Annotated in this window: 24 protein-coding genes; 11 read left to right on the top strand and 13 right to left on the bottom strand. The window is 58.4% G+C overall.

Annotated features, from left to right (window positions below; all coding sequences use genetic code 11):
- Window positions 1–64: 64 nt before the first annotated feature.
- Window positions 65–358 carry a hypothetical protein gene (locus tag GVN17_RS21180; RefSeq protein ID WP_166597203.1) on the bottom strand — a complete coding sequence of 98 codons (294 nt, stop codon included), beginning with the start codon at window positions 356–358 and terminating at the stop codon, window positions 65–67.
- A gap of 187 nt (window positions 359–545) precedes the next feature.
- A complete protein-coding gene (gene cysZ / locus GVN17_RS21175; protein WP_166597202.1) occupies window positions 546–1,301 on the bottom strand; it encodes a sulfate transporter CysZ in 756 nt (251 codons plus the stop codon).
- A 260-nt stretch (window positions 1,302–1,561) separates the two neighbouring features.
- On the opposite strand from cysZ, the gene GVN17_RS21170 reads away from it, so the two are divergent.
- Together GVN17_RS21170 and trxB are read left to right on the top strand one after the other, a co-directional pair.
- A complete protein-coding gene (locus tag GVN17_RS21170; RefSeq protein WP_166597201.1) occupies window positions 1,562–2,161 on the top strand; it encodes a peroxiredoxin in 600 nt (199 codons plus the stop codon).
- Between the two features lie 156 nt (window positions 2,162–2,317).
- Complete coding sequence (trxB, locus tag GVN17_RS21165; RefSeq protein WP_166597200.1) at window positions 2,318–3,280, top strand: thioredoxin-disulfide reductase; 963 nt, start codon at window positions 2,318–2,320, stop codon at window positions 3,278–3,280.
- Window positions 3,281–3,464: 184 nt separating this feature from the next.
- On the opposite strand, the gene GVN17_RS21160 is transcribed toward trxB, so the two are convergent.
- The 6 genes from GVN17_RS21160 to GVN17_RS21135 all read right to left on the bottom strand — a co-directional run bounded on the left by GVN17_RS21160 (window position 3,465) and on the right by GVN17_RS21135 (window position 6,711).
- Window positions 3,465–3,806 (bottom strand): HopJ type III effector protein, encoded by a 342-nt coding sequence (locus GVN17_RS21160; protein ID WP_166597199.1) that lies wholly within the window; start codon window positions 3,804–3,806, stop codon window positions 3,465–3,467.
- Window positions 3,799–4,095 carry a DUF1244 domain-containing protein gene (locus GVN17_RS21155; RefSeq protein ID WP_166597198.1) on the bottom strand — a complete coding sequence of 99 codons (297 nt, stop codon included), beginning with the start codon at window positions 4,093–4,095 and terminating at the stop codon, window positions 3,799–3,801. The genes GVN17_RS21160 and GVN17_RS21155 overlap by 8 nt, the downstream gene beginning before the upstream one ends.
- Before the next feature lie 198 nt (window positions 4,096–4,293).
- Complete coding sequence (gene folX / locus GVN17_RS21150; protein WP_166597197.1) at window positions 4,294–4,665, bottom strand: dihydroneopterin triphosphate 2'-epimerase; 372 nt, start codon at window positions 4,663–4,665, stop codon at window positions 4,294–4,296.
- Between the two features lie 3 nt (window positions 4,666–4,668).
- Complete coding sequence (gene folE / locus GVN17_RS21145) at window positions 4,669–5,229, bottom strand: GTP cyclohydrolase I FolE (protein ID WP_166597196.1); 561 nt, start codon at window positions 5,227–5,229, stop codon at window positions 4,669–4,671.
- A gap of 21 nt (window positions 5,230–5,250) precedes the next feature.
- Window positions 5,251–5,961, bottom strand: coding sequence for a dihydromonapterin reductase (gene folM / locus GVN17_RS21140; protein ID WP_166597195.1), 711 nt, complete (start codon window positions 5,959–5,961; stop codon window positions 5,251–5,253).
- A gap of 180 nt (window positions 5,962–6,141) precedes the next feature.
- On the bottom strand, window positions 6,142–6,711 hold the full coding sequence (locus GVN17_RS21135; RefSeq protein WP_166597194.1) for an antibiotic biosynthesis monooxygenase: 570 nt from the start codon (window positions 6,709–6,711) through the stop codon (window positions 6,142–6,144).
- A 217-nt stretch (window positions 6,712–6,928) separates the two neighbouring features.
- Here GVN17_RS21135 and GVN17_RS21130 point away from each other — a divergent pair, with 217 nt between their 5' ends.
- Window positions 6,929–7,867 carry a MerR family transcriptional regulator gene (locus tag GVN17_RS21130; protein WP_166597193.1) on the top strand — a complete coding sequence of 313 codons (939 nt, stop codon included), beginning with the start codon at window positions 6,929–6,931 and terminating at the stop codon, window positions 7,865–7,867.
- An 83-nt stretch (window positions 7,868–7,950) separates the two neighbouring features.
- On the opposite strand, the gene GVN17_RS21125 is transcribed toward GVN17_RS21130, so the two are convergent.
- The gene (locus GVN17_RS21125; protein WP_166597192.1) at window positions 7,951–8,556 is read right to left on the bottom strand and encodes a hypothetical protein; all 606 of its coding nucleotides are present in this window, start codon (window positions 8,554–8,556) and stop codon (window positions 7,951–7,953) included.
- Window positions 8,557–8,638: 82 nt separating this feature from the next.
- Complete coding sequence (locus GVN17_RS21120) at window positions 8,639–9,085, bottom strand: PAS domain-containing protein (protein ID WP_166597288.1); 447 nt, start codon at window positions 9,083–9,085, stop codon at window positions 8,639–8,641.
- Between the two features lie 99 nt (window positions 9,086–9,184).
- On the opposite strand from GVN17_RS21120, the gene GVN17_RS21115 reads away from it, so the two are divergent.
- A complete protein-coding gene (locus GVN17_RS21115; RefSeq protein ID WP_166597191.1) occupies window positions 9,185–9,640 on the top strand; it encodes a flavodoxin in 456 nt (151 codons plus the stop codon).
- A 29-nt stretch (window positions 9,641–9,669) separates the two neighbouring features.
- Here the strand turns inward: GVN17_RS21115 and GVN17_RS21110 are convergent, their stop codons facing one another.
- Entirely contained in the window at window positions 9,670–10,542 is an 873-nt protein-coding gene (locus GVN17_RS21110; RefSeq protein ID WP_166597190.1) for a LysR family transcriptional regulator, read from the bottom strand.
- A 141-nt stretch (window positions 10,543–10,683) separates the two neighbouring features.
- Here GVN17_RS21110 and GVN17_RS21105 point away from each other — a divergent pair, with 141 nt between their 5' ends.
- From GVN17_RS21105 to GVN17_RS21080, 6 genes are all read left to right on the top strand, one after another.
- Window positions 10,684–11,073 (top strand): CidA/LrgA family protein, encoded by a 390-nt coding sequence (locus GVN17_RS21105; RefSeq protein WP_166597189.1) that lies wholly within the window; start codon window positions 10,684–10,686, stop codon window positions 11,071–11,073.
- Window positions 11,070–11,756 carry an LrgB family protein gene (locus tag GVN17_RS21100; RefSeq protein WP_166597188.1) on the top strand — a complete coding sequence of 229 codons (687 nt, stop codon included), beginning with the start codon at window positions 11,070–11,072 and terminating at the stop codon, window positions 11,754–11,756. The genes GVN17_RS21105 and GVN17_RS21100 overlap by 4 nt, the downstream gene beginning before the upstream one ends.
- 168 nt (window positions 11,757–11,924) lie before the next feature.
- A complete protein-coding gene (locus tag GVN17_RS21095) occupies window positions 11,925–12,695 on the top strand; it encodes a class II aldolase/adducin family protein (protein ID WP_166597287.1) in 771 nt (256 codons plus the stop codon).
- Window positions 12,695–13,669, top strand: coding sequence for an alpha/beta fold hydrolase (locus GVN17_RS21090; RefSeq protein WP_166597187.1), 975 nt, complete (start codon window positions 12,695–12,697; stop codon window positions 13,667–13,669). The genes GVN17_RS21095 and GVN17_RS21090 overlap by 1 nt, the downstream gene beginning before the upstream one ends.
- Window positions 13,670–13,789: 120 nt before the next feature.
- Window positions 13,790–14,701 (top strand): SDR family oxidoreductase, encoded by a 912-nt coding sequence (locus GVN17_RS21085; protein ID WP_166597186.1) that lies wholly within the window; start codon window positions 13,790–13,792, stop codon window positions 14,699–14,701.
- 185 nt (window positions 14,702–14,886) lie between these two features.
- Entirely contained in the window at window positions 14,887–15,411 is a 525-nt protein-coding gene (locus GVN17_RS21080; RefSeq protein ID WP_166597185.1) for a hypothetical protein, read from the top strand.
- 49 nt (window positions 15,412–15,460) lie between these two features.
- On the opposite strand, the gene GVN17_RS21075 is transcribed toward GVN17_RS21080, so the two are convergent.
- Entirely contained in the window at window positions 15,461–15,856 is a 396-nt protein-coding gene (locus tag GVN17_RS21075; RefSeq protein ID WP_166597184.1) for a hypothetical protein, read from the bottom strand.
- 624 nt (window positions 15,857–16,480) lie between these two features.
- Here GVN17_RS21075 and GVN17_RS21070 point away from each other — a divergent pair.
- A complete protein-coding gene (locus tag GVN17_RS21070) occupies window positions 16,481–19,993 on the top strand; it encodes a dermonecrotic toxin domain-containing protein (RefSeq protein WP_166597183.1) in 3,513 nt (1,170 codons plus the stop codon).
- On the opposite strand, the gene GVN17_RS21065 is transcribed toward GVN17_RS21070, so the two are convergent.
- Window positions 19,947–20,750 (bottom strand): SirB1 family protein, encoded by an 804-nt coding sequence (locus GVN17_RS21065; RefSeq protein ID WP_166597182.1) that lies wholly within the window; start codon window positions 20,748–20,750, stop codon window positions 19,947–19,949. The two genes, GVN17_RS21070 and GVN17_RS21065, sit on opposite strands and share 47 nt — an antisense overlap.
- Window position 20,751 lies beyond the last annotated feature (1 nt).

Here is a 20,751-nt window from a genome sequence, read left to right as displayed (position 1 = left end):
CCAGTTTCAGAGTCTGGCGTTGCGCTTGTGTGGCAGTTGGGTGATGGATTTGTGACCGTTCATCTCAGCCTCCGACCGTGAACGGCACGATCCGCGATGACCCGATCTTTTCCAGTGCGGCGGCCTCGGGTGTGTAGTGGGTTTGAACGGGGTTGAGGCTGACCAGATTCAGATGAGACCGCGGTTTCACGGGGCGGGCGAGCGTGGCCGGCTCCGCAGGTGAAGTGTTGGAGGTGGCTGTTTTCACTGCATCGGCCAATGCGTGCATGAACGCGGGTGCGTTGGGATCACGTTTCGCTTTTTGCGGCAGCAGCGACGGTTGGGTGTGATTCACGGGATTGAGACGGCTGGTTTCCATGCGTTTGAACTCCCATTGATGAACGCGCCCGGAGTGGGCGTCACCATGGTTGAACAAGGCGGTTGTGGGACGTATGGAAGACGTTTGTAGGATTGGTCCTGATTTTGTGGGCGTGGCTTACGGTGGGGATTTACCTCATATTCCAACCGTGATCAAAAAAGGCCTCGTATGAGGCCTTCTTATTCGATCAGCGAATCCGCTCCGCCAGCGTCTCCGCCCCCCGCTCTCGGACCCAGAACAACGTCGCTCCCGCCACCGCAGCGGGCATCATCAAAATGTTGACCACCGGAATCAGCAGCACCAGGTACACGATCCCGCCAAAGCTCATGCTCTGCCAGCGCTTGGCGCGCAGCCAGGCGAGCATGTCTTGCCAGCTCATTTTGTGGTTGTCGGCAGGGTAGTCGATGTACTGGATGGCCATCATCCACACGCCGAACATCAGCCACAGCGGTGCGGCGACGATGTTGACGACGGGAATCCAAGACAGGATGAACAGCCCGATGGCGCGGGGCAGGAAATAGCCCAGCTTGCGCATCTCGCGGCTGAGCGTGCGGGGGACCATTTCGATCAGCTCGCCCCAACTGAACGCAGGGAAATCATCGGTGCCGCGCAGGACCACTTCGACTTTTTCTGACAAAAAACCGTTGAATGGTGCGGCGATGACGTTGGCGATCATGGTGAAGGTGAAAAACACCATCAGCGCGACCAGCACCACGAACAGCGGCCACAGGATGTAATTGAGGAAGCTCAGCCAGCTGGGCAGCGTCGGCATGAACGAATCGACCCACAGGCTGAATTCGTGACCAGCGAAATAGATCAGTGCGCTGAACAGCACCAGGTTAATGGTCAGCGGCAGCAGGACAAACAGCCGCAAACCGGGGCTGAGGACCAGTTTCAGGCCTTCGCGCAGGTATTGCGGACCAGACAAGGCGGGTGCAGGCATACAAGCCTCCAAACATTGAAAACGCGCCGACCTTACCGGCTTTCCCCAAGCGGCGGAAGCGGGAACGGTATGGCGACATTCGCCGAAACAATCTGGTGAAGGCAGAGTCTATCGACGATACCCAGGCCATCGATCATCGGGATAGGTACGGCCTATGAGCTGGATTGTGAAACGATATTTCCTTAATCTTCCCCGCCCCGATAAGCTTGCGGGCATCTTTTAGACCTCTTCCATTCACTTTGAACCTCTCAGGAGTCTTAATGAGCGTTCTGGTTAACAAACAGGCCCCGGATTTCACTGCTGCCGCCGTTCTGGGCGACGGTTCGATTGTCGAGGACTTCAAACTGTCTTCGCTGCGCGGCAAATACGTCGTGCTGTTCTTCTGGCCACTGGACTTCACGTTCGTGTGCCCGTCGGAAATCATTGCGCACGACAACCGCGTCGCCAAATTCCGTGATCTCGGCGTTGAAGTGGTTGGTGTGTCCATCGACTCGCACTTCACCCACGCTGCATGGCGCAATACCCCGGTTGAAAAGGGCGGCATCGGCCAGGTCCGGTTCACTATGGTTGCCGACATCAAGCACGACATCACTCGCGCTTACGGCATCGAACACGACGACGGCGTTGCGCTGCGCGGTTCGTTCCTGATCGACCAGAATGGTGTGGTTCAGCACCAAGTGGTCAACAACCTGCCACTGGGCCGTGACGTTGACGAAATGGTCCGTCTGGTTGAAGCACTGCAGTTCACCGAGCAGCACGGCGAAGTTTGCCCGGCTGGTTGGCGTCCAGGCCAGAAAGGCATGAAGGCTGACGCTTCGGGCGTTGCCGATTACCTGGCTGAGAACGCCAAGAGCTTGTAATACCGTCGCTGCGGCTTCGGTCGCAGCGTCACGATTTCAGGATGGGTGGGCGAATCTTCTCCAAGTGGCTCACCGATCCGTTTTATTCAACCGGTCCGCCGGTTTAGACCACAGTGACTCCGACCACACGTAATGGCCGGTCAATAGGAGTGTGTCATGTCTGATGTACGTCATTCCCGAGTGATTATTCTCGGCTCCGGCCCTGCCGGTTACAGCGCTGCGGTCTATGCGGCCCGTGCCAACCTCAAGCCTCTGCTGATCACCGGCATGCAGGCAGGTGGTCAGCTGACCACCACCACCGAAGTCGACAACTGGCCGGGTGACCCCCATGGCCTGACCGGCCCGGTGTTGATGGACCGCATGCGTGAACACGCCGAGCGTTTCGAAACCGAGATCATTTTCGACCACATCAATGCCGTTGATCTGGCCGGTAAACCGTTCAGCCTGAAAGGTGACAGCGGCACCTACACCTGCGACGCGCTGATCATCGCCACCGGCGCCAGCGCCCGTTACCTGGGCCTGCCGTCCGAAGAAGCGTTCATGGGCAAAGGTGTTTCGGCCTGTGCGACCTGTGACGGTTTCTTCTACCGCAACAAGCCTGTCGCTGTGATCGGCGGCGGCAACACGGCTGTTGAAGAAGCGCTGTATCTGGCCAACATCGCCAGCAAGGTCACGCTGGTTCACCGTCGCGATACCTTCCGCGCCGAGAAGATCCTGATCGATAAGCTGCACGCACGTGTGGCCGAGGGCAAGATCGAGCTCAAGCTGAACGCCACGCTGGATGAAGTGCTGGGCGACAACATGGGCGTGACCGGTGCACGTCTGAAGAACAACGACGGCAGCAGCGCGGAGTTGAAGGTTGACGGCGTGTTCATCGCCATCGGCCACACTCCGAACACCTCGCTGTTCGAAGGCCAATTGGCGCTGAAAGACGGCTACATGGTCGTTCATGGTGGTCGCGAAGGTAATGCGACGGCGACCAGTGTCGAAGGCGTGTTCGCGGCAGGTGACGTGGCTGACCACGTTTACCGTCAGGCGATTACCTCGGCGGGTGCGGGCTGCATGGCGGCACTGGACGTTGAGCGGTATCTGGACGGTCTGGCGAACGCTTCGTTCTGATCGGCTGTTCCAAAACGAAAAAACCGGCTCATCGGGCCGGTTTTTTTGTGTCTGCACTGCAGGAGCGAATTCATTCGCGATCGGTGTTTCAGGGTAAACATCTGAATCGGATGTACCGGCCAATCGCGAATGAATTCGCTCCTACAGGGCCAGCGTGCGCCGTCATACCGCGGCGCAGTAGCGATCAGGCTTTACGCGTCAACGGCTGAGCGCTGAACTTCACGCCTGCCAGACCATGGGTGATCAGCGCACGGATATTGCCGTGATCGCTGCCCTCAGGCGTGGCGACCACCGAGCGATAGTGCTCGCCGAACGCCAACAGGGCTTCTTCGTCGCTCAGGCCTTCTAGCAGCGCCAGACCCAAGGTCTTGCACGAGCCTTCGTTCTGACCCGCTGCGTTCTCGACCGGGCCGTTGCTGAACGCCTGTGGCTGGTAGTCGTAGTGCGCGGCGACGAACGCCAGCGTGTCGGCGAACGCGTGTTCGCCGGATTTCAGGCTGGCGCGCAGGGTGTTCAGGTCAGTCATGTTTCTTTTCCTTGGCGAACGCCGCTTGCTGATCGGCGCTGGCTTCTTTCTGGTAGAGGGATTTCCACTCGCTGTACGGCATTCCGTACACCACTTCGCGGGCGTCATCGAGGCTGATGTCGATCTGCTTCTCGTCGGCGGCGGCCTTGTACCACTTGGACAGGCAGTTGCGGCAGAAGCCGGAGAGGTTCATCAGATCGATGTTCTGCACGTCCTTTCGGCTGTCCAGGTGCGCGACCAGACGACGGAAGGCGGCGGCTTCGAGTTCCAGGCGTTGTTGCTCGGTCATGATGGACTCTGTGCGAATGAAGGTGGGGCGGATGATAAGAGCGCGGGGCAGGGTGAGCAATGGCATTCGTCCAACGGATGGATGACCTGTGGGAGCGAATTCATTCGCGAGAGGCAGGTACATCCGATGCAAATCCGTTGATGTACACACGCATCGCGAATGAATTCGCTCCCACAGGAGCAAGCGTCATTTCCGGAATCAGCGCTCGGCGGCCAGCGTAATCGACACCGACTCGGCGAAGCGCAACGCGTGGGGCTTGTCGACTTCGACTTCGGCGTATTGCACGGCCTCGTGGCTCATCACCAGGTCCAGCACTTCCTGGGTCAACCGCTCCAGCAGTGCGAAACGATTGCTCTCGACGTGATGGATGATTGCCTTGGTGATGGTCCGGTAATTCAGCGCGTGATCGATGTCGTTGTCGCGCACCGCTTCCTGGGCGGCGTACAGGATCGTCAGGTTGATGAGGACATCCTGCTTGTTGAGGATTTCATCTTCGTTGATGCCGATAAAGGTTCGCAGGCACAGGTCCTTGACCCGGATGCGTGCGGTGCCTGGTTCGAGTCTTGCCATGGACTACTTGCTCCGTCCGATCAGTTGCAGGAATTCCATCCGTGTCGTATTGGATTCGCGAAAGGCGCCGAGCATCACCGAGGTATTCATGGTCGAATTCTGCTTTTCGACACCGCGCATCATCATGCACATGTGCTTCGCCTCGATGACCACCGCGACGCCTGCCGCATGGGTCACGCCCTGAATGGCGTCGGCGATCTGGCGGGTCAGGTTTTCCTGGATTTGCAGACGCCGGGCGAACATGTCGACGATGCGGGCGATCTTCGACAGCCCCAGGACTTTGCCGGTGGGGATGTAAGCCACATGGGCCTTGCCAATGAACGGCAGCAGGTGATGTTCGCACAGCGAATACAGCTCGATGTCTTTCACGATGACCATCTCGTCGTTATCCGACGCGAAGAGCGCGCCGTTGACGATCTCGTCCAGCGTCTGATCGTATCCATGACACAGGTACTGCATGGCCTTCGCTGCGCGCTTGGGGGTGTCCAGCAAACCCTCGCGCTCCGGGTCTTCGCCCAGGCCAACAAGGATTTCGCGGTAGTGCTCTGGCAGTGACAGGGTCATCAAATGGGTCCTCGGGGCGGCTTACTTGACGTGCCGTCCGCCGTTTACGGTCAATGTGGTGCCGGTGACGTACGGGTTATCCAGCAGATAGCGCAGGCTCTGGTAGATCACTTCAGGGCCCGGCTCGATGCCCAGCGCCGATTTGGCCAGCGTGCGTGCGCGGTACGCCGCGTCGTCGTCGGGTTGAAACATCAGCATGGCCGGAGCGATGCCGTTGACCTTTATAGAGGGGGCATAGCGGGCAGCGAACGACAACGTCAGGTTGTCCATGCCTGCCTTGCTCGCGCAGTAGGCAATGTGCTTGCTGCTGCCCTTGCGCGTGACGTCGTCTCCGATGTGAACGATGTCGGCGATCTCCGAGCGCTGTAGCAACTCGGCGCAATGCAGGTTGATCAGGTAGGGGGCGAGCATGTGCACGTTGAACATGCGCATGAATACATCGCCTTCATCGCCCTCGGTTTCTGCCAGCCACTCGGAGGCGTTGTGGATGATCGCGCGCAAGCGTGGGGTGTGTTCTTTCAATTGCGCGATGAAGGCCATCACGCTGTCCTGCGACGAAAAATCCGCCTGAATCGCGAGGGCGCCCAGTGCCTCCAGTCGCTCGACGCCAGGGCGTTCGGTGCGATAACTGATAATCACCGGCTGACCTTCGCCCAGCAGCCGTTCGGCGCAGTGCAGGCCGATGCGCTGGCTGGCGCCAGTGATCAGGACAGGGGCGGGGGAGGAGGCCATGGCAGCTCGTGGGTTATCAGGGAAGAGGACACCGGAAAGTCATTGGCGTATCGGCTCTGGGTTGCGGGCGCCGGTTGCTTTCATTGCGCCATCAGAGATCGAACGTCTGGGGCAAAGTTAACCCAATGGTCAGTGGTGTACAACTGTGGGTTCGGCGCTGGAGGTCGGGACGATATGGGATCAGCGAGTAGACGCCGATTCGGCGGACACTGATGGCGTCTGACTGTTGCTCTGCAACCACCCTGACAACAGATGCGTCGACAACGGAATGAACCAGAACACCATCAATGGCGTGAGAATGAGCGTGCTGATCATGATCCGCGGCAGCAACGCCAACTCACTCAGCAAGGGCCCCAACACGTAGTTGAAGATCAATGAGACGGGAAAGAACGCCAACCAAATGGCGATGGCCTGTTTCCAGCGCGGCGGACGCTGTCCGACGGTGCCGAACCAGCCGTCCAGCCCGCGCACACGGTGCACGGAATTCTTGGCGAAAAGCCCGCTGCCACGCACCAACCAGGAGCGTCGAGACGCAGAATGCTCCCACGCGTGCATGGTGGCTTCATCGGCAAAGCGGAAAATGATCTGGAATTCGTCGTCTCCCGGAGGCGGCGCGAGGACGCCCGAGCCCAGGTAGCCGGGGAAGTCGGTGGCGAGGTGCTCGCCTTCGTGCAGCCAGGTAATGAGTTCCTCATAGCGGCCATGGGCAACGCGGCGGGCGACCATCAACGTGACGGGTGAGGTAGACATTGTGTATCTCCGATAGACGAGTGAGCTTCCCGGGTAGGGAAATCACATGGCGCAACGCCGGGGTGGTGGCGTCGCGTCAATTTCATTACGAAATGCAAGCAAGGATTATTCCTGATTCCGTGGACAAAGCCACAAGTCTTTGCAGATCGGTTTTCCTTGATTGAATCCCGGCAGATGTACAATCCTGTTTCTAAATCACTTCAAGACGGACACTTTCATGACTCAGTTGCGCAGTGCGTCATCTGAAAACGATGAGGAGCTGTTGCCCATTCGCGAGGTGTCGCGCCTGACCGGTGTCAACTCGGTCACGCTTCGCGCATGGGAACGCCGTCATGGCTTGATCACACCCATCCGTACCGACGGCGGACATCGGCTTTATACCCACGCGGATGTGGCGACGGTTCGGAGCATTCTCATGTGGACCGAACGCGGAGTGGCTATCAGTAAGGTTGGAAAAATCCTTGCCGATACCCGCGATCTGAATGCCAAGGCGCGAGGGCCGCTGAGTGTCGTCGACAGCGCGGGGAAAGAGGCGTGGCAAGGGCGGCTGCGTCAGGCTACCGAAAATTTCGACGAACGCTGGCTGGATCAGATCTACGATCAGGTCCTTTTCGCCTACCCGGTTTCAGTGGTCTTCGAGCAAATCCTGATGCCGGTCTGGTACGACCTCGTCGCTCGTCATGACGCGTTTGGCCCCCTCAGCGAATGGCTGTTCTTCGACCACTTCCTGCGAGGGCACGCACTCCAGCGGCTCACTTCAGCGCGAGCAGACGCCGATTATCGGGTTCTGGTGGTCGCCATGCCCGGTGGATGCAGGGAGCTGGAACTGTGGGTTGCCGCTTTGCTGATGACCTCTGAGCGCGCATCGATCAGTGTGCTGGCGCCGGGGCAGCCGCTGGAAGAACTCGGGCTTGTTTGCGGCAAGATCAAACCCGACGCGCTGGTGTTGTTCTCTGATCAACTGCCTTCGGCCGACTTCAACAGAAAGTTGGAAAGGCTCGCGCTGGGGCTTGCCTGCCCGCTGCTGCTGGCGGGTAAAACCGCTGACATGGCGCAGGCCAGTTTGCAGGGTTCGGTCATCGGGTGTCTGAGTAGTGACGCAGGCGTGATGCAACAACGCTTGCAGCAGTTTCTGGCGGGACGTCTCGATACTTGAGAGCCGCCGCGAGTTTTGAGCCTTACGCGGCAAGTGGGGCGGCACGGTCAATCTTGCAGCTTGCCGCTCAAAACTCGCCGCTGTTACAAATGCATGGAAGGATGAATCTTGCGATGTTCCTGAAGGATGTACTGCCGCAGGCGCTCGGTGTCTTCCTTGCTGTTCTGGCTCAAGCGGTACGCGGCCAGGCCCTGTTCGGTCAGGCGCTCAAAGGTGCCGCGCAAGGCGATGGGGGCAAGGCCGGCCGGGGTAAACCAGGCGGAAAAATATTTGGGCGGCTTGGTCTGTTTGCGGATTTCCAGCAGGATGCCTTTAAAGGAAATCTCGTGCACCCACAGGGCCGTCAGCGCGCCTTTCTCGGTTTCCAGCGCCATAGGCTCGGGCAAACTCAAACGCCACGGACGGATGCGCGGGCCTTCTTCAAAAATGCTGGGGGCGCCCAACTCCAAGTGCAGTGCGTGGAATTCGTCTTCAACCAGATGCAGCGGAAAGGTCATCTGCTGGTTGTCGAACTGGGCTTGAATCGTCACTTGCTCATGAGCGGCGAGGCGCGTCAGCAGGTCCTGAATCTGGACACCGCCGTTGACCACCAGGCTACGGGACTTGTCGCGCAGGTTCAGCTTGGGGTTGTGCTGCATGTTCTGGATGAAGTCCAACTCATCCTGCGTGAGAATGTTGTCGCGCTGCATGGTCAAGCTCGATTAACCGGTTATTGAAAAAGCAGACATTAAATTCGCTTTTTGGTTGCTGCCGTTCGTCAGTTACAAGGTGTTACCGCTTTAGCGCCGCTATTTCCAAGCGAGCTTGCGCCAGTTCTGCCTCTAATTCGACAACTTTTTGTTGCGTCTGAACGTGGTCGGTCACGTCCTTCTGTATGCCAATGTAATACATCAGTTTTTCAGCGTCGTTGTAGATCGGCGTGATCGACAGCTCATTCCAGAACGCACTGCCGTCCTTGCGGTAATTGCGCAAGATCTGGCGGCATGGATGCCCATTTTTCAGGGCTTCGCGGATGGCCCGGCGCGCGAACTGATCGCGGTCGTCACCCTGCAACAGGCGGCAATCCTGATAGAGCACCTCATCGGCGCTGAATCCGGTCAGCCGTTCGAACGCCTTGTTGGCATATATAAGGATGTTGTCGTCACCCTCATGCTCGGCGATCACAATCCCGTCGATCAAGGCGTCGATCGCCAATTGCATCAGCTTTGCGTTGATCACCCACAGCCTCCGTGCGATTGCGCAAAGGGCGCATTCTAAGACATTGCGCTCGACTGGGGCATAATGCCGCACGATTTCAATCAGTCACAGGATCACACAATGAAAGTCGCCATTGTTTCGGGCTCGGTGTACGGCTCTGCCGAAGAAGTCGCCCGACACGCCCAGCAGATTATCCAAAAGGCCGGCCATGCAGTGTTCTTCAACCCGCGCGCGACGTTGGCCGATCTTCAGGCATTTGCCCCCGAAGCGTTTCTGGCCGTGACATCCACCACGGGCCTGGGTGAACTCCCTGACAACATTCAGCCGCTGTACTCGCAGATCCGTGACGTGCTGCCCGCAGCCTGGCGCGGCCTGCCTGGCGGCGTCATTGGTCTGGGCGACGCAAGCTATGGCGACACGTTCTGCGGCGGTGGCGAACAGTTGCGCGCACTGTTCATGGAAGTGGGTATTCGCGAAGTGCAGGACATGCTGCGCCTGGATGCCAGCGAAACCGTGACGCCGGAAAGCGATGCCGAGCCGTGGCTCGCGGAGTTCCTCGAAAAGCTCGGCGCCTGACCCGTCAGTCGGCGCCGAAGCGTTGCGGCTTACTTGCGCATCAGCGCCAGCCACGCCTGAGCGGCTTTGGACAGGTATGCGCCTTCACGCCAAATGAAGGCGATGTCCCAGCGCAAGCTTTCAGGTGCTTTCAAGGTGAGACGAGCCACACCCGGCCGCACCAGCGCTCGCGCGACGACCTGCGGCAGCAGCACGACGCCTTGCCCTGCCGCGACCAGCGCGACGAGGAAGTCTGCCTGTCCGCTGCGCCCGCCTTCTTTGGGGGTGAAACCTTCTTGCTTACACGCCTGCAGCAGCCGATCGTTAAGCACGAAGCTACGTTGATACAACAGAAAGGGTGTGTCGGCTAGCTGGCTCAATTCCACTTCCTTTAGATGCGCCAGTGGGTGATTGATCGGGAGTAGGGCATCCATGGGCTCGTCGCAGAACGGCTGTGAGGCGAACATCGGGTCATCGGGGGTCAGGCTCGCACCGATCTCCAGATCGCCCGTCATCACAGCCCGCTCGATGGCGCGACTGCCGTCTTCGAGCAAATGAATGGTGACATTGGGGTAAAGCCGCCGGTATTCAGCGAAAGCTTTGGCGAACAGCGTGTCACTGCCCAGCATCGGCAGGCCGAGGCGCAACTCACCGCGTGCCAGATTGCTGAGGTCATCCAGCTCTCGCAGCAGGCCGTTACGCAGGATGAGCATCTCTTCAGCCCGGTGCAGCACGACTTTACCGGCGGCGGTCAGGTTGACCTGTGACCCTTGGCGATCCAGCAAGCTGACCCCCAGGCTTTCTTCCAGTTGTGCAACCTGTTTACTCACCGCTGACTGACTGATGAACAGTGTCCGGGCGGCCTGGGTGAAACCGCCTTCCCGCACCACCTCAATAAAGCTGCGAAGCTGTTTGAATTCCACGTTGAGTACTGTCTTTCGGGATGAGATATGCCGACAGTGTGAATGATGCGATTCCATATTGGAATCGCTAAAAGTCTTACAATTCGTTTTTGGGATGTTAAGTGAATCGTTAAACTGGAGCCCTCAGAGGGCAGGATGACCATGAAACGATTGTCTCGACTCGCACGGCTGGTGGGCGAACTTGTTGCCTTGATCGCGATTTACCAAGTGGGTTGCGAGATCGTGTTGTGGCTTAACCTCCCCATCCCAGGTGGAGTTGTCGGCCTCGGGCTGTTGCTGGTGGTGTTCGCCAGCGGCGTACTCAACCCCGCTACCTTGCAAACCGGTGCGGGCCTGTTGCTGGCCGAGATGTTGCTGTTCTTCATTCCTCCGTTGATGAGCCTGCTGGACTATGGCGCGCTGGTCCGTCACGAAGGCTGGCGCATCATGCTGGTGATTGGGTGCAGTACGTTGATGGTCATGCTGGTCACCGCTTGCACGGTTGAAGTGGTCTGTCGCCTGAAGGACCGAACTGCGGAGGGCGGGGCATGACTTTTGAGCCAATGCCGATCTTCTGGCTGCTGATCACGGTGACCGCGTATGTCAGCAGTCGCTGGCTGTACCGTCGGACCGGTCGGTATTTGCTGTCGCCGCTGATCCTTGTTCCTACGGTTCTACTGGCCATTGCTGCGCCCATGCACACAGGCTACGCCGAATACTCCACCAACACCCATTGGTTGATGCTGGTGCTCGGCCCGGTCACCGTGGCGTTCGCCGTGCCGATCTGGCAGCAGCGTGCGTTGCTCGCCCGGCACTGGCCCGCCTTGCTCATTGGCATGTTGGCGGGAAGTGCTGCCTCGATTGCCAGTTCGTTCGGGCTTTCCAGGGTCATGGCTCTGGACACCTCGGTGGTGATGTCGTTGGTTCCTCGTTCGATCACCACGCCTTTTGCGATGCCCCTCGCACACGACTTGGGTGGCGTACCGGAACTGACCGCTGTATTTGTGATGTGCACCGGTGTCTTCGGCGCGGCATTGGGTGGCGTGCTTCTCAAATGGCTGCCGCTACGCACTTCATTGGCCCGTGGCGCGCTGTTTGGCGTGGGCGCGCATGGTGCTGGCGTGAGTCGCGCTCGGGAGGTGGGGGGTGAGGAGGGCTCCGTGGCCGGACTGGTCATGGTGCTCACCGGCATTCTCAATCTCTTAGCGGCGCCCTTGCTGGTTTGGATGCTCTGAAAGCTTTGCGCTAGAGCCATCGCAGCGCCTCTGACTCGCCGGGCCACTAACGTGGCTGCGAAGGCAAGTACCGCTTGTTCCCGGTCTGACTAGACTGCTGATCCATTAGAGCAGAATAACCGCCGAGGAACGCTGATCGTGAAAGTCGCCCAAGTAGCCGCCGATGGCGTGAGCCACATCCACCCCAGCGTCAAAGAGCGGGTCAGCCCCGAAGAGTGGCAGGCTCGCGTAGACCTTGCAGCGTGCTACCGGCTAGTAGCCCTTCACGGTTGGGATGATCTGATTTTTACTCACATCTCGGCCAAGGTGCCCGGCACCGAAGATTTTCTGATCAACCCCTACGGGATGATGTTTCACGAGATGACGGCGTCCAGCCTGGTCAAAGTCGATCAGTCGGGCAAGAAACTCATGGACAGCCCCTACGACATCAACCCGGCGGGCTATACCATCCACAGCGCCGTGCATGAAGTGCGTCATGACGTGATGTGCGTCATGCACACCCACACGGCGGCAGGTGTGGCGGTGTCCGCGCAGAAACAAGGCGTGTTGCCGATCAGCCAGCAATCGCTCTTTGTGCTGTCGAGCCTGGCCTATCACGGGTATGAAGGCGTTGCGCTAAACCATGATGAGAAGGCCCGTCTGCAGGCGGACCTGGGGCCCTCCAATTTCCTGATGCTCAATAATCATGGGCTTTTGACCTGCGCCTCCAGCATCGCGGACACCTTTCTGATGATGTTCACCTTTCAGCGGGCCTGTGAGATTCAGGTGCTCGCCCAAGGTGGCGGGGCCGAACTGATCCCTATCGACGGACAGATTCTCGCAGGCGCGAAGGCGATGGTCGCCGGCGTAACGCGCAGCGCCGAGGGCATGGGGGGCAAATTGGCCTGGCCTGCCTTGTTGCGCAAACTCGATCAATGCTCTCCGGGATACGCGCAGTAATGTGTCTCTCGGAAATCCCCCTCAGCGTCTGGCGCAGACGAGGCAACGACTTCGTGTTTCGCGGCCATCGCATTCGCTATTGGGCGGCCGGGCAGGGCGAGCCCTTACTGCTGATCCACGGTTTTCCTACGGCAAGTTGGGATTGGCACTACTTGTGGCAGCCGCTGGCCCGCCGCTACCGGGTCATCGCCTGCGACATGCTGGGATTTGGCGACTCCGCCAAACCTCGGAATCATGTGTACAGCCTTATTGAGCAAGCGGATCTTCAGCAGGCGTTGCTCGGCCATCTGGAGGTGAGCCAGCCGGTGCACATCCTCGCCCATGACTACGGTGACAGCGTCGCCCAGGAACTCTTGGCGCGGCATGCCGAGGGGCGGTTTGACATGGGCAGTTGCGCGTTTCTCAACGGCGGCCTGTTTCCGGAGGCGTATCGACCGTGCCGGGTGCAGAAAATGCTGCTTGGCCGCTTGGGCTGGGTGGTGGGGCGGCTGTTCGACCGCAACAGCCTGGACCACGACTTCAGTCGGACATTCGGGCCCGACACCCGCCCCAGTGAAAGCGAACTGGATGATTTCTGGAGCCTGATTTCAGCTGGCCGAGGCCATCACATGCTGTATCGCCTGATCAATTACCTCCCCGAACGCGTAGAGCTGCGCGACCGTTGGGTGCAGGCGATGCAGCGCAATCTAGTGCCAATGCGCTTTATCAACGGCGCCGCCGACCCGATTTCCGGGCGCCATATGGTGGAGCGCTATCGTGAGCTGATTCCCAACCCGGACACCATCTTGCTGCCGGATGTGGGCCGCTACCCCCAGACGGAGGCTCCCGCACGTGTCTTGAGCTGCTACGAGGCGTTTCGCGCTTCAGCCGCTGACTTCAGACCTCCAATTGTCGTGCCGCTGGCGATCCAGAACAGCAAGCCTGCCAATCATCCCTTTGTGTTATCGAGCACCATTCAGAACGGCTCGTATTGATTGTGACCCGCCAGCGACTGGTTGACACTCCATGACTGTTTCGCACGCCCTCGAACGCCCCAGCTGATTGGCGCGGACTTCACGGAATCGAGTGCGTGCCTCATCGGTGGGGAGTGCGGCATGAGTGAGTCCATACGTTTCGAAGACAAAGTGGTCATCGTCACGGGTGCTGGCGGCGGGCTTGGGCGGGCCCACGCCTTGCTGTTCGCCCGCCACGGGGCGCGAGTGGTGGTGAATGACCTGGGCGGTTCGGCCCATGGTGAAGGCGCCAATGCGTCGGCAGCCGACCGCGTCGTGGCGGAAATTCGCGAAGCGGGCGGCCAGGCAGTGGCCAATCATGATTCTGTGACCGATGGCGACAAGATCGTCCAAAACGCGCTGGATGCGTTCGGTCGCGTAGACGTCGTGGTGAACAACGCGGGGATTCTGCGCGACAAGAGTTTCGCCAAAATGGAAGACGCCGATTGGGAGCTGGTTTACCGGGTCCACGTCGAAGGCGCCTACAAAGTGACCCATGCCGCCTGGTCCCATCTGCGCGAGCAGAACTACGGGCGGGTCATCTTCACCTCGTCCACATCCGGGATCTACGGCAACTTCGGCCAATCCAACTACGGCATGGCCAAGCTCGGCCTCTACGGCCTGACCCGCACACTGGCGCTGGAAGGGCGCAAGAACAACATACTGGTCAACGCCATCGCACCGACCGGCGGCACGAGAATGACCGAAGGGCTGATCCCGGCCAGCGTCTTCGAGCTTCTCAAGCCTGAACTCGTCAGCCCATTGGTGGTGTACCTAGGCAGTGAACACTGCCAAGAGAGCGCCGGATTATATGAAGTCGGAGGCGGCTGGATAGGCAAGGTCCGCTGGGAACGCAGCATTGGCGCCGGGTTCGACCCAAGGGCAGGGTTCTCGCCAGAGGATGTCGCCGCGCAATGGAACACCATCAACGACTTCACCGACGCGGCACATCCTGGCGACAACGTTGAAGCGCTGAAGGAAATGATGGCGAATCTGCAGAAGTTTGCGGGTTGAAGTCGAAGCTGGCCGTGACCGTTTCGGGGGAGTGGAACGGGTCAATTTTGTAGGGCGATTATTGGCTTATTTGTAGGAAGGGTCTCTTTATAAGGCAATGATTCCGTCTTCAGGTTTTTTGCCTCAAGCCTGGGTCCGCGCCCCCGATAGGACGAACGTAATCGTTCCTATCGTGGAGGTCGAAAATGCTTCAGAATTTTTCCGAGATAAATCGCCGGCTCAGTACTTATGCCGTCGTTCCTGATAACCGGTTCCGGACTCAATCAGGTGCTTCGGAGCAGGAAGAAAGTATCAAGCAAAAAGTCAGACAGTACTGGGCTGACGAGAGCATTTCCAATAAAGAGAAATTGAAGGGCTTCAACCTGGACCTGTCAGGTTTTGATCCCAGGAATACGACCAACCGAAAATTGCGTGAAATTGGCAACGTGCTGGTGGACATGGGCATCATTGATTACGGCACGTCGGGGTGGCTTTCGGGCATTGACCTGGATTTTGATGCGCAGGGAAATGAAATAAGCCTCGATAAGAAAGTGGATATGTATGACTACTTTGAGCGTCAACTCGGGTTTCTCAATAAGCACATATCGGAGGGGCACGGGTTTGCCAGCGATACGCTGACCAAGCTGAAAACGGTCATGTCGGTCACACTTGCGCTTGAGGAACATGGCAATACGCCTCGCGAGAGGTCCTTGGTCAACATCCGAACATGACCGAGATCATGAAGCCGGAGCGGTGAGTTCGTCACCGCTCTGGCGCCCCTTACAGCGGCACAGAGAAACTGCCGCGATAAGCGATAGGTGTTTTGCCATTACGATTATCGAGAATCCCCCGAAAGCTGCCACCGCCCCATTTGGCAGACGGGTCGTGTGCATCTCTTGCAACAGTGACCCAGCCACCGCCTTGTAGCTGTTCCACTGTCACAGGCTGCAGCGACCCCTGTTGAGTTCTCAACGTGATGTTGTGAAGTGTTGTTCCGCAATTGACGGTATAGCTGTGAACCACTTTGTACTCGCCGGGCTGCGCTACGCCTGGTGACATCTGGTTGCTGTACCTGAAGCAGGGAAATGCTTGAGAAGACGGTGCTGCTGTGGCGGTGCTTGCAAGATGAGTCAGACTCAATGCCAGTATAAAAGCTGCAATTTTTTTATTATTCATGATCAAACCTCATTTATTTAAAAGTGCTCAAGATCGGCCGTAAACGTGGAATCCACATCACGCCGATAACTACCCTTTAAACATATGATCTTGTAGGACTGCTGCTCATAATCCCGTAAGGCATTTCTGATCGCACCCGAATTCCATGGAGCGTCCGCCGCGGCTGCATACAAAGTGCCATCGCTACCGTAAATAGACAGCCCAAAAAAAAGCCGCTGCAAACGCAGCGGCTAAATATGACGTCAGATCCAGGAGCTTGAAAATCTACGTCAGGAAATCCATTGAGAGGCCTGAGGTAAAAAACCGTCAGACGAAATAAGAGGGATTTCCGGTTCGCGACAGGGTGGCCGCGAAGTGAGTGAATGATAAGTTTTTCCCGATGGCTTAAACATCGTCGTTTACGACATGCAGTTTTACCCAAGCGGCAACAATGTGATTTTTCCGGGCTTCCCGTCGGACGGTTCCCACATAAGCCGTCGTAACGTAGGGGCGCATCATATAAATATGTACCGCTACCTCGGACGGATGAACCCGTATCATAGGCGCTCACTTTCGTCGTTTACCTGTGTTCCCAATCGGCTGGATGCCGTGAGGGGGTAAGCGAACCACTCTGGAGCTGTACTCATGAATGCTGTGCTTGATCCCAAAATCGCCCCCGCTGCCTCTCAAACCTTCGATGAAATCACTCAACACCTGACAGCGCTGTCCGAAGCGAGTTCCGGCTGTCAGCAGGTACTCGCACAAAGCCAGATCCTGCGCGAATGGACTTCTGAGCGACTGCGCGAAGGGTTGAACCGGGCGCGTCCGCAGACTGGGCTGGATGTGTCAAACCCGGACGCGATCTTCTACACCCGACGCACTGAAAGTGGCTCGATTGCCTCTGTCGGCATGACGGATCTGCTGATTGACACCCTGCGCAACGGCTCGGCGCTTCCTTCCATTACCGATGTCGGCTTCTACACCCGACACGGCACACTGGAGCGTAATCATGCGCTTACGGGTACGCAAAACCGCAGCATCATCAGCGTTCTCACTGCGCTGATGCCGACGCTCTTCTCCGGATATGAAGGGTATCTTCGGGGTCTGTGGACAAAAATGATCCCTCACCCTGAGGACCCGTTGCGCATCGAACCGGCCGATCACATTTTGATCGACCTGCAACGCAAGACGCTTACCCATGAGATCGCGTTACGCATGTTGTGCCGGGCCATGTCGGTGCCGGAGCTCAACCGCTTATCCAGCGTCATTGCCGGTGATTCGGTCGCCGGGTTGTACGAGGTGGCGTTCGAAAAGCGTCAGCGAGGCATCCCATTACTGTCCACCTACGTCGTCAGCCAATCAGGACAGCCCTCGGATGACCCATCGGGCGTCGTTTTCCTGGTCATGCCTCATCGGGGCATTGAGCGTTTCGAATCGATTGGCGTCTTGCGCGAGGCACTGAGCCGGCGATTTTCGACCGATTCACAGGATGCCCATCTGGTCGCCGCCCTATGTCTGTCTGATCGCGGGCAATTGTTGACGACCGATACCCTTGCGCCGGAGGGGTGGCGGTTCGCAGCTGTCACCCGACCGATGTTGGACCACCACATGCAGTCGGTGAAAAGCAAAGCGGCTCAGGACTTCGCGTTCCTTCTGGAGCAAAAGGCGGTGGCCTCTGCCGCTTGGCATGAGCAAGTCGAGCACGTTCAGCTGAGCGCCTATCTGAATGACGCGATGGGGCATCGTTTCAACCTGCTCTCCGTCATGACGGAGGCCTTCGTGGCGCCTCACTGGCGCAAGTACGCCAAGCCGTCCGACAAGACCCATTTGTTGGCCCTTGAGAGCAAACACCGAGCCTCGAAGGGGCGGTTGGCCAGTCGGCTCGCGGGCGTCGAATCGTTCACCGTGTTCGCCCACCGTGAGCTGATGGCTTACATTCAGGAGCATCTCGGTTGCCTGATCGACCCCAGCAAGGTCGTGATCACCCTCAACGATACGATCGCGCTCGGCCATGGCGACACGTTGGCAACCCAATACGCAAAGACCCTGTTCGAATTTGCCGTTGACGGGCTACCTGACACGGGTAAACCGCTTAGCTTCGCCCCCGCGGCGAATCACCTTCACACGGAGTTTTCTGAAGCGTTCGTCAGGACGATGCTCTCCAAGCTGAATCTGCATCATCGCTATGGCATCGCGCTTCGGCAGGCTTACGAGGACCCCGAAACCGTTCGCCAGATGGTCATCCATCGCGACAGTGCGCTCGCGTTGAGCAGTTTCACAGCGGGCTTGCGAGGGCATTTGATTCAGGATCGCAGCCATGAGCTTTTGCGCATGATTCGCGGCGACCAGCGCCAGGAGGGATCTAAATACAGCATCGGCAGCCTGTACCTGCTCGAATCTCACACGCGTTTCAACGACCTCATTGTGTTTGAGGAGAAAACCCAATCCGGCACCCATTACGTCCTTTATGCGCCTGGCGCGCCAAACGGTCAGGACTTCTTCGAATACAGAACCTGGCAACAGCTGTGTTTCGGGGTAGGTGCCTGGCTGGCGACTGAAGCCGGCCGATCCTACGTCCATGACCAATTGTCCGGGCCGACCGAGCATGGGCATGCCGCCATCCTCAACAACGTTCACCTGAAGCCTTCGCTGTGGGGATTGAACAGTTGCCTGTTCGTTCGCTGTATGGGCGAGACATTCCAAGCCAATATGGCGGATCTTGTCAGTCAGAAAGTGTCGCGTGCGGTGTTGGCGGCGGAGATGGCGGCTCCCCATACCGACAGTCAGACCTCGTTCGCCAGTCCGTCGATCCAGGCGTTGATGGATGCCCGGATCGAGGCGCTGAACGGCGAGTTCAAGTCGATCAGTACAGGCCTGGTGGATTATCGAAGCTATGTTCATCAATACACGACGCAGGTGCTGAACGAGTTTCTACGGCAAAACGGGTTTGATCGGTCCATCGACCCGGACACGCTTTACTTTGGTCTGGGGCAGCCTCGTCAGGAGACGCCGGACTTCGGTGAGCACAGCGAACTACATCAATTGACCGATCTCATGATGGCAGGGAGTGAGGACATTCTTTCTCACCGCCCCCAGATTCATCTGTATGTCTCGACCGGGCTGGACTACAGAGAACTCCCGATCAAGTTGACGCATTTCATTGATAAGCAGGTGCGAGGCGCGGACCTGGGCGCCAAGTACATGGACTTTATCGAGTCGTCATTTCTAGGGCGTAAAAGCCCGCAATACGCCCGCCGCAAGCGCCTGATGGCGAAACGCATTCAATACCAGATGTCCCGCGGCGCCTTGAAAGAGTTCATGCGCGGCCAACTCAGCGAGACTCAATATGCCTGGCTGCGGCGAACCGTCATCAGCCTCGATCAGGGTGCGTCGGTCCACAACCTGACCAGTGCCGTTTCCGCGTTTCGGATCGCCAATCAGATCATTGAGGGCGTTTACATCTTTCGGGACTTCGCCAAAACCGACCCTGACTTCAATCTGCTGTACACCCCCAACGCTCCGGACGGGGTCGAGTTCCGGCGACTGTCGGACTACGCGCAGTTGCTGGAGTCGTCGCCGATGCAAAACTATTACTACAGTCGCGTGGCTTACATGGGACAGCCACAGGTGGGGTCGTTCTTCGAGCGGCTCGAACGCGGCGGGAAGTTCGATGAGAAGTTCATCCGCATCGTGAACCGTATTGAAAGTCGCATTCCTGACGCCGAGCTGATTTACGGGAACATGATCGAGCGAATGATTGCGGACGTGGATGCGCAGACCGAGAGCCTGGCCGAGGCCCGATTCGCGACCGCCTGGACGGTCATTCAGTGGCTGGGCAATGTGCTGTTGGTGCCGTTTCCGGCAGTGAGCATCGCCTGGGGAATCTTCACCAGCGCGGTGAAGGTTTATCAGGGAATAGACGCGTACCTGTCAGGGGACAGGGCCGCCGCATTGCCATTATTGTTGGAAGGTGTGATGGGGCTGCTGAAGGGTGGGAATGCCGCCCGTAAGCTGTTCAATGCGGCGCAACTGGCCGCCAAAGGGGTTGGCGTGCCGGTGGGCGTCTGGGTCTGGCATAACCTGGAGTTCGAAGGAAAGCTGCAGGACGCGGTCAATGAATACCTCCGCGGGACGGCAGAGTCACTAATCTTTGAGTGAGCCTGATCCGTTGAACAGGGTCTTCGCTCAACAATAGCGCGTGCTCCAGGTCGTAACGCTCGGCCTGCGGGCACTCCAGCGCCTGGTACAGGCTGGCACGTGCGAGGTAATCGCTGGTGTTGGCCTGTCCCAGTTCAAACACCCGGTTGGCATCTTTAAGAGACGCGATTGCATCGTCGTTGATGTGATGCAGGTGGCGCAGGTTGCGTGACAGGCGCTGCAGCATGGCCTGGGGTGTCGCGGTACGCATGTGTTCGGCCTTGAGCGGCATGTCCGGCCCGAACTGGCGCAGCAGCAGTTCACGGCAATCCTTGGGATAGAGCCTGCGGCCGCCGCAAGGGTCGAGGGTATGGTCGGCGCCCGGCACACGCAGCAAGAAGTGACCGGGAAAGTTGACGCCCTCAAGGGGGATTTCCAGACGGCGCGCGAGTTCCAGCGCAATCATCGCCAGCCCCAGCGGTTGGCCTCGGCGACGCTCGACAATCTTGTCCAGCAAGGCAACCTGCGGCTTGGGTTGGGCGACATCATCCTGTTGAAATCCGATTGCCGTCATATAACGCAGAAGCGGTTGCGCCAGTTCAGTGGCAGGCAGCATCGGCAGAGCGGCGCTGACCTGGCGCTGAAGTTGATCGATCCATTCGAAAACCTGCCGAGGATCGACCAGCGCATCGTGTTCGACACTGATCCACAGCGCTGCTTCGAACGTTGCAGGCGGCACGCTGTGGAAGCAATCGAGGCATTTTTGGCGTGGATTCATC

This window comes from Pseudomonas sp. SLFW (assembly GCF_009905615.1).
Classification (GTDB): Bacteria; Pseudomonadota; Gammaproteobacteria; order Pseudomonadales; family Pseudomonadaceae; genus Aquipseudomonas; species Aquipseudomonas bambusae.
The sequence above is the reverse complement of the archived record's forward strand: the minus strand, read 5'-3'. Positions and strand labels throughout refer to the sequence as shown.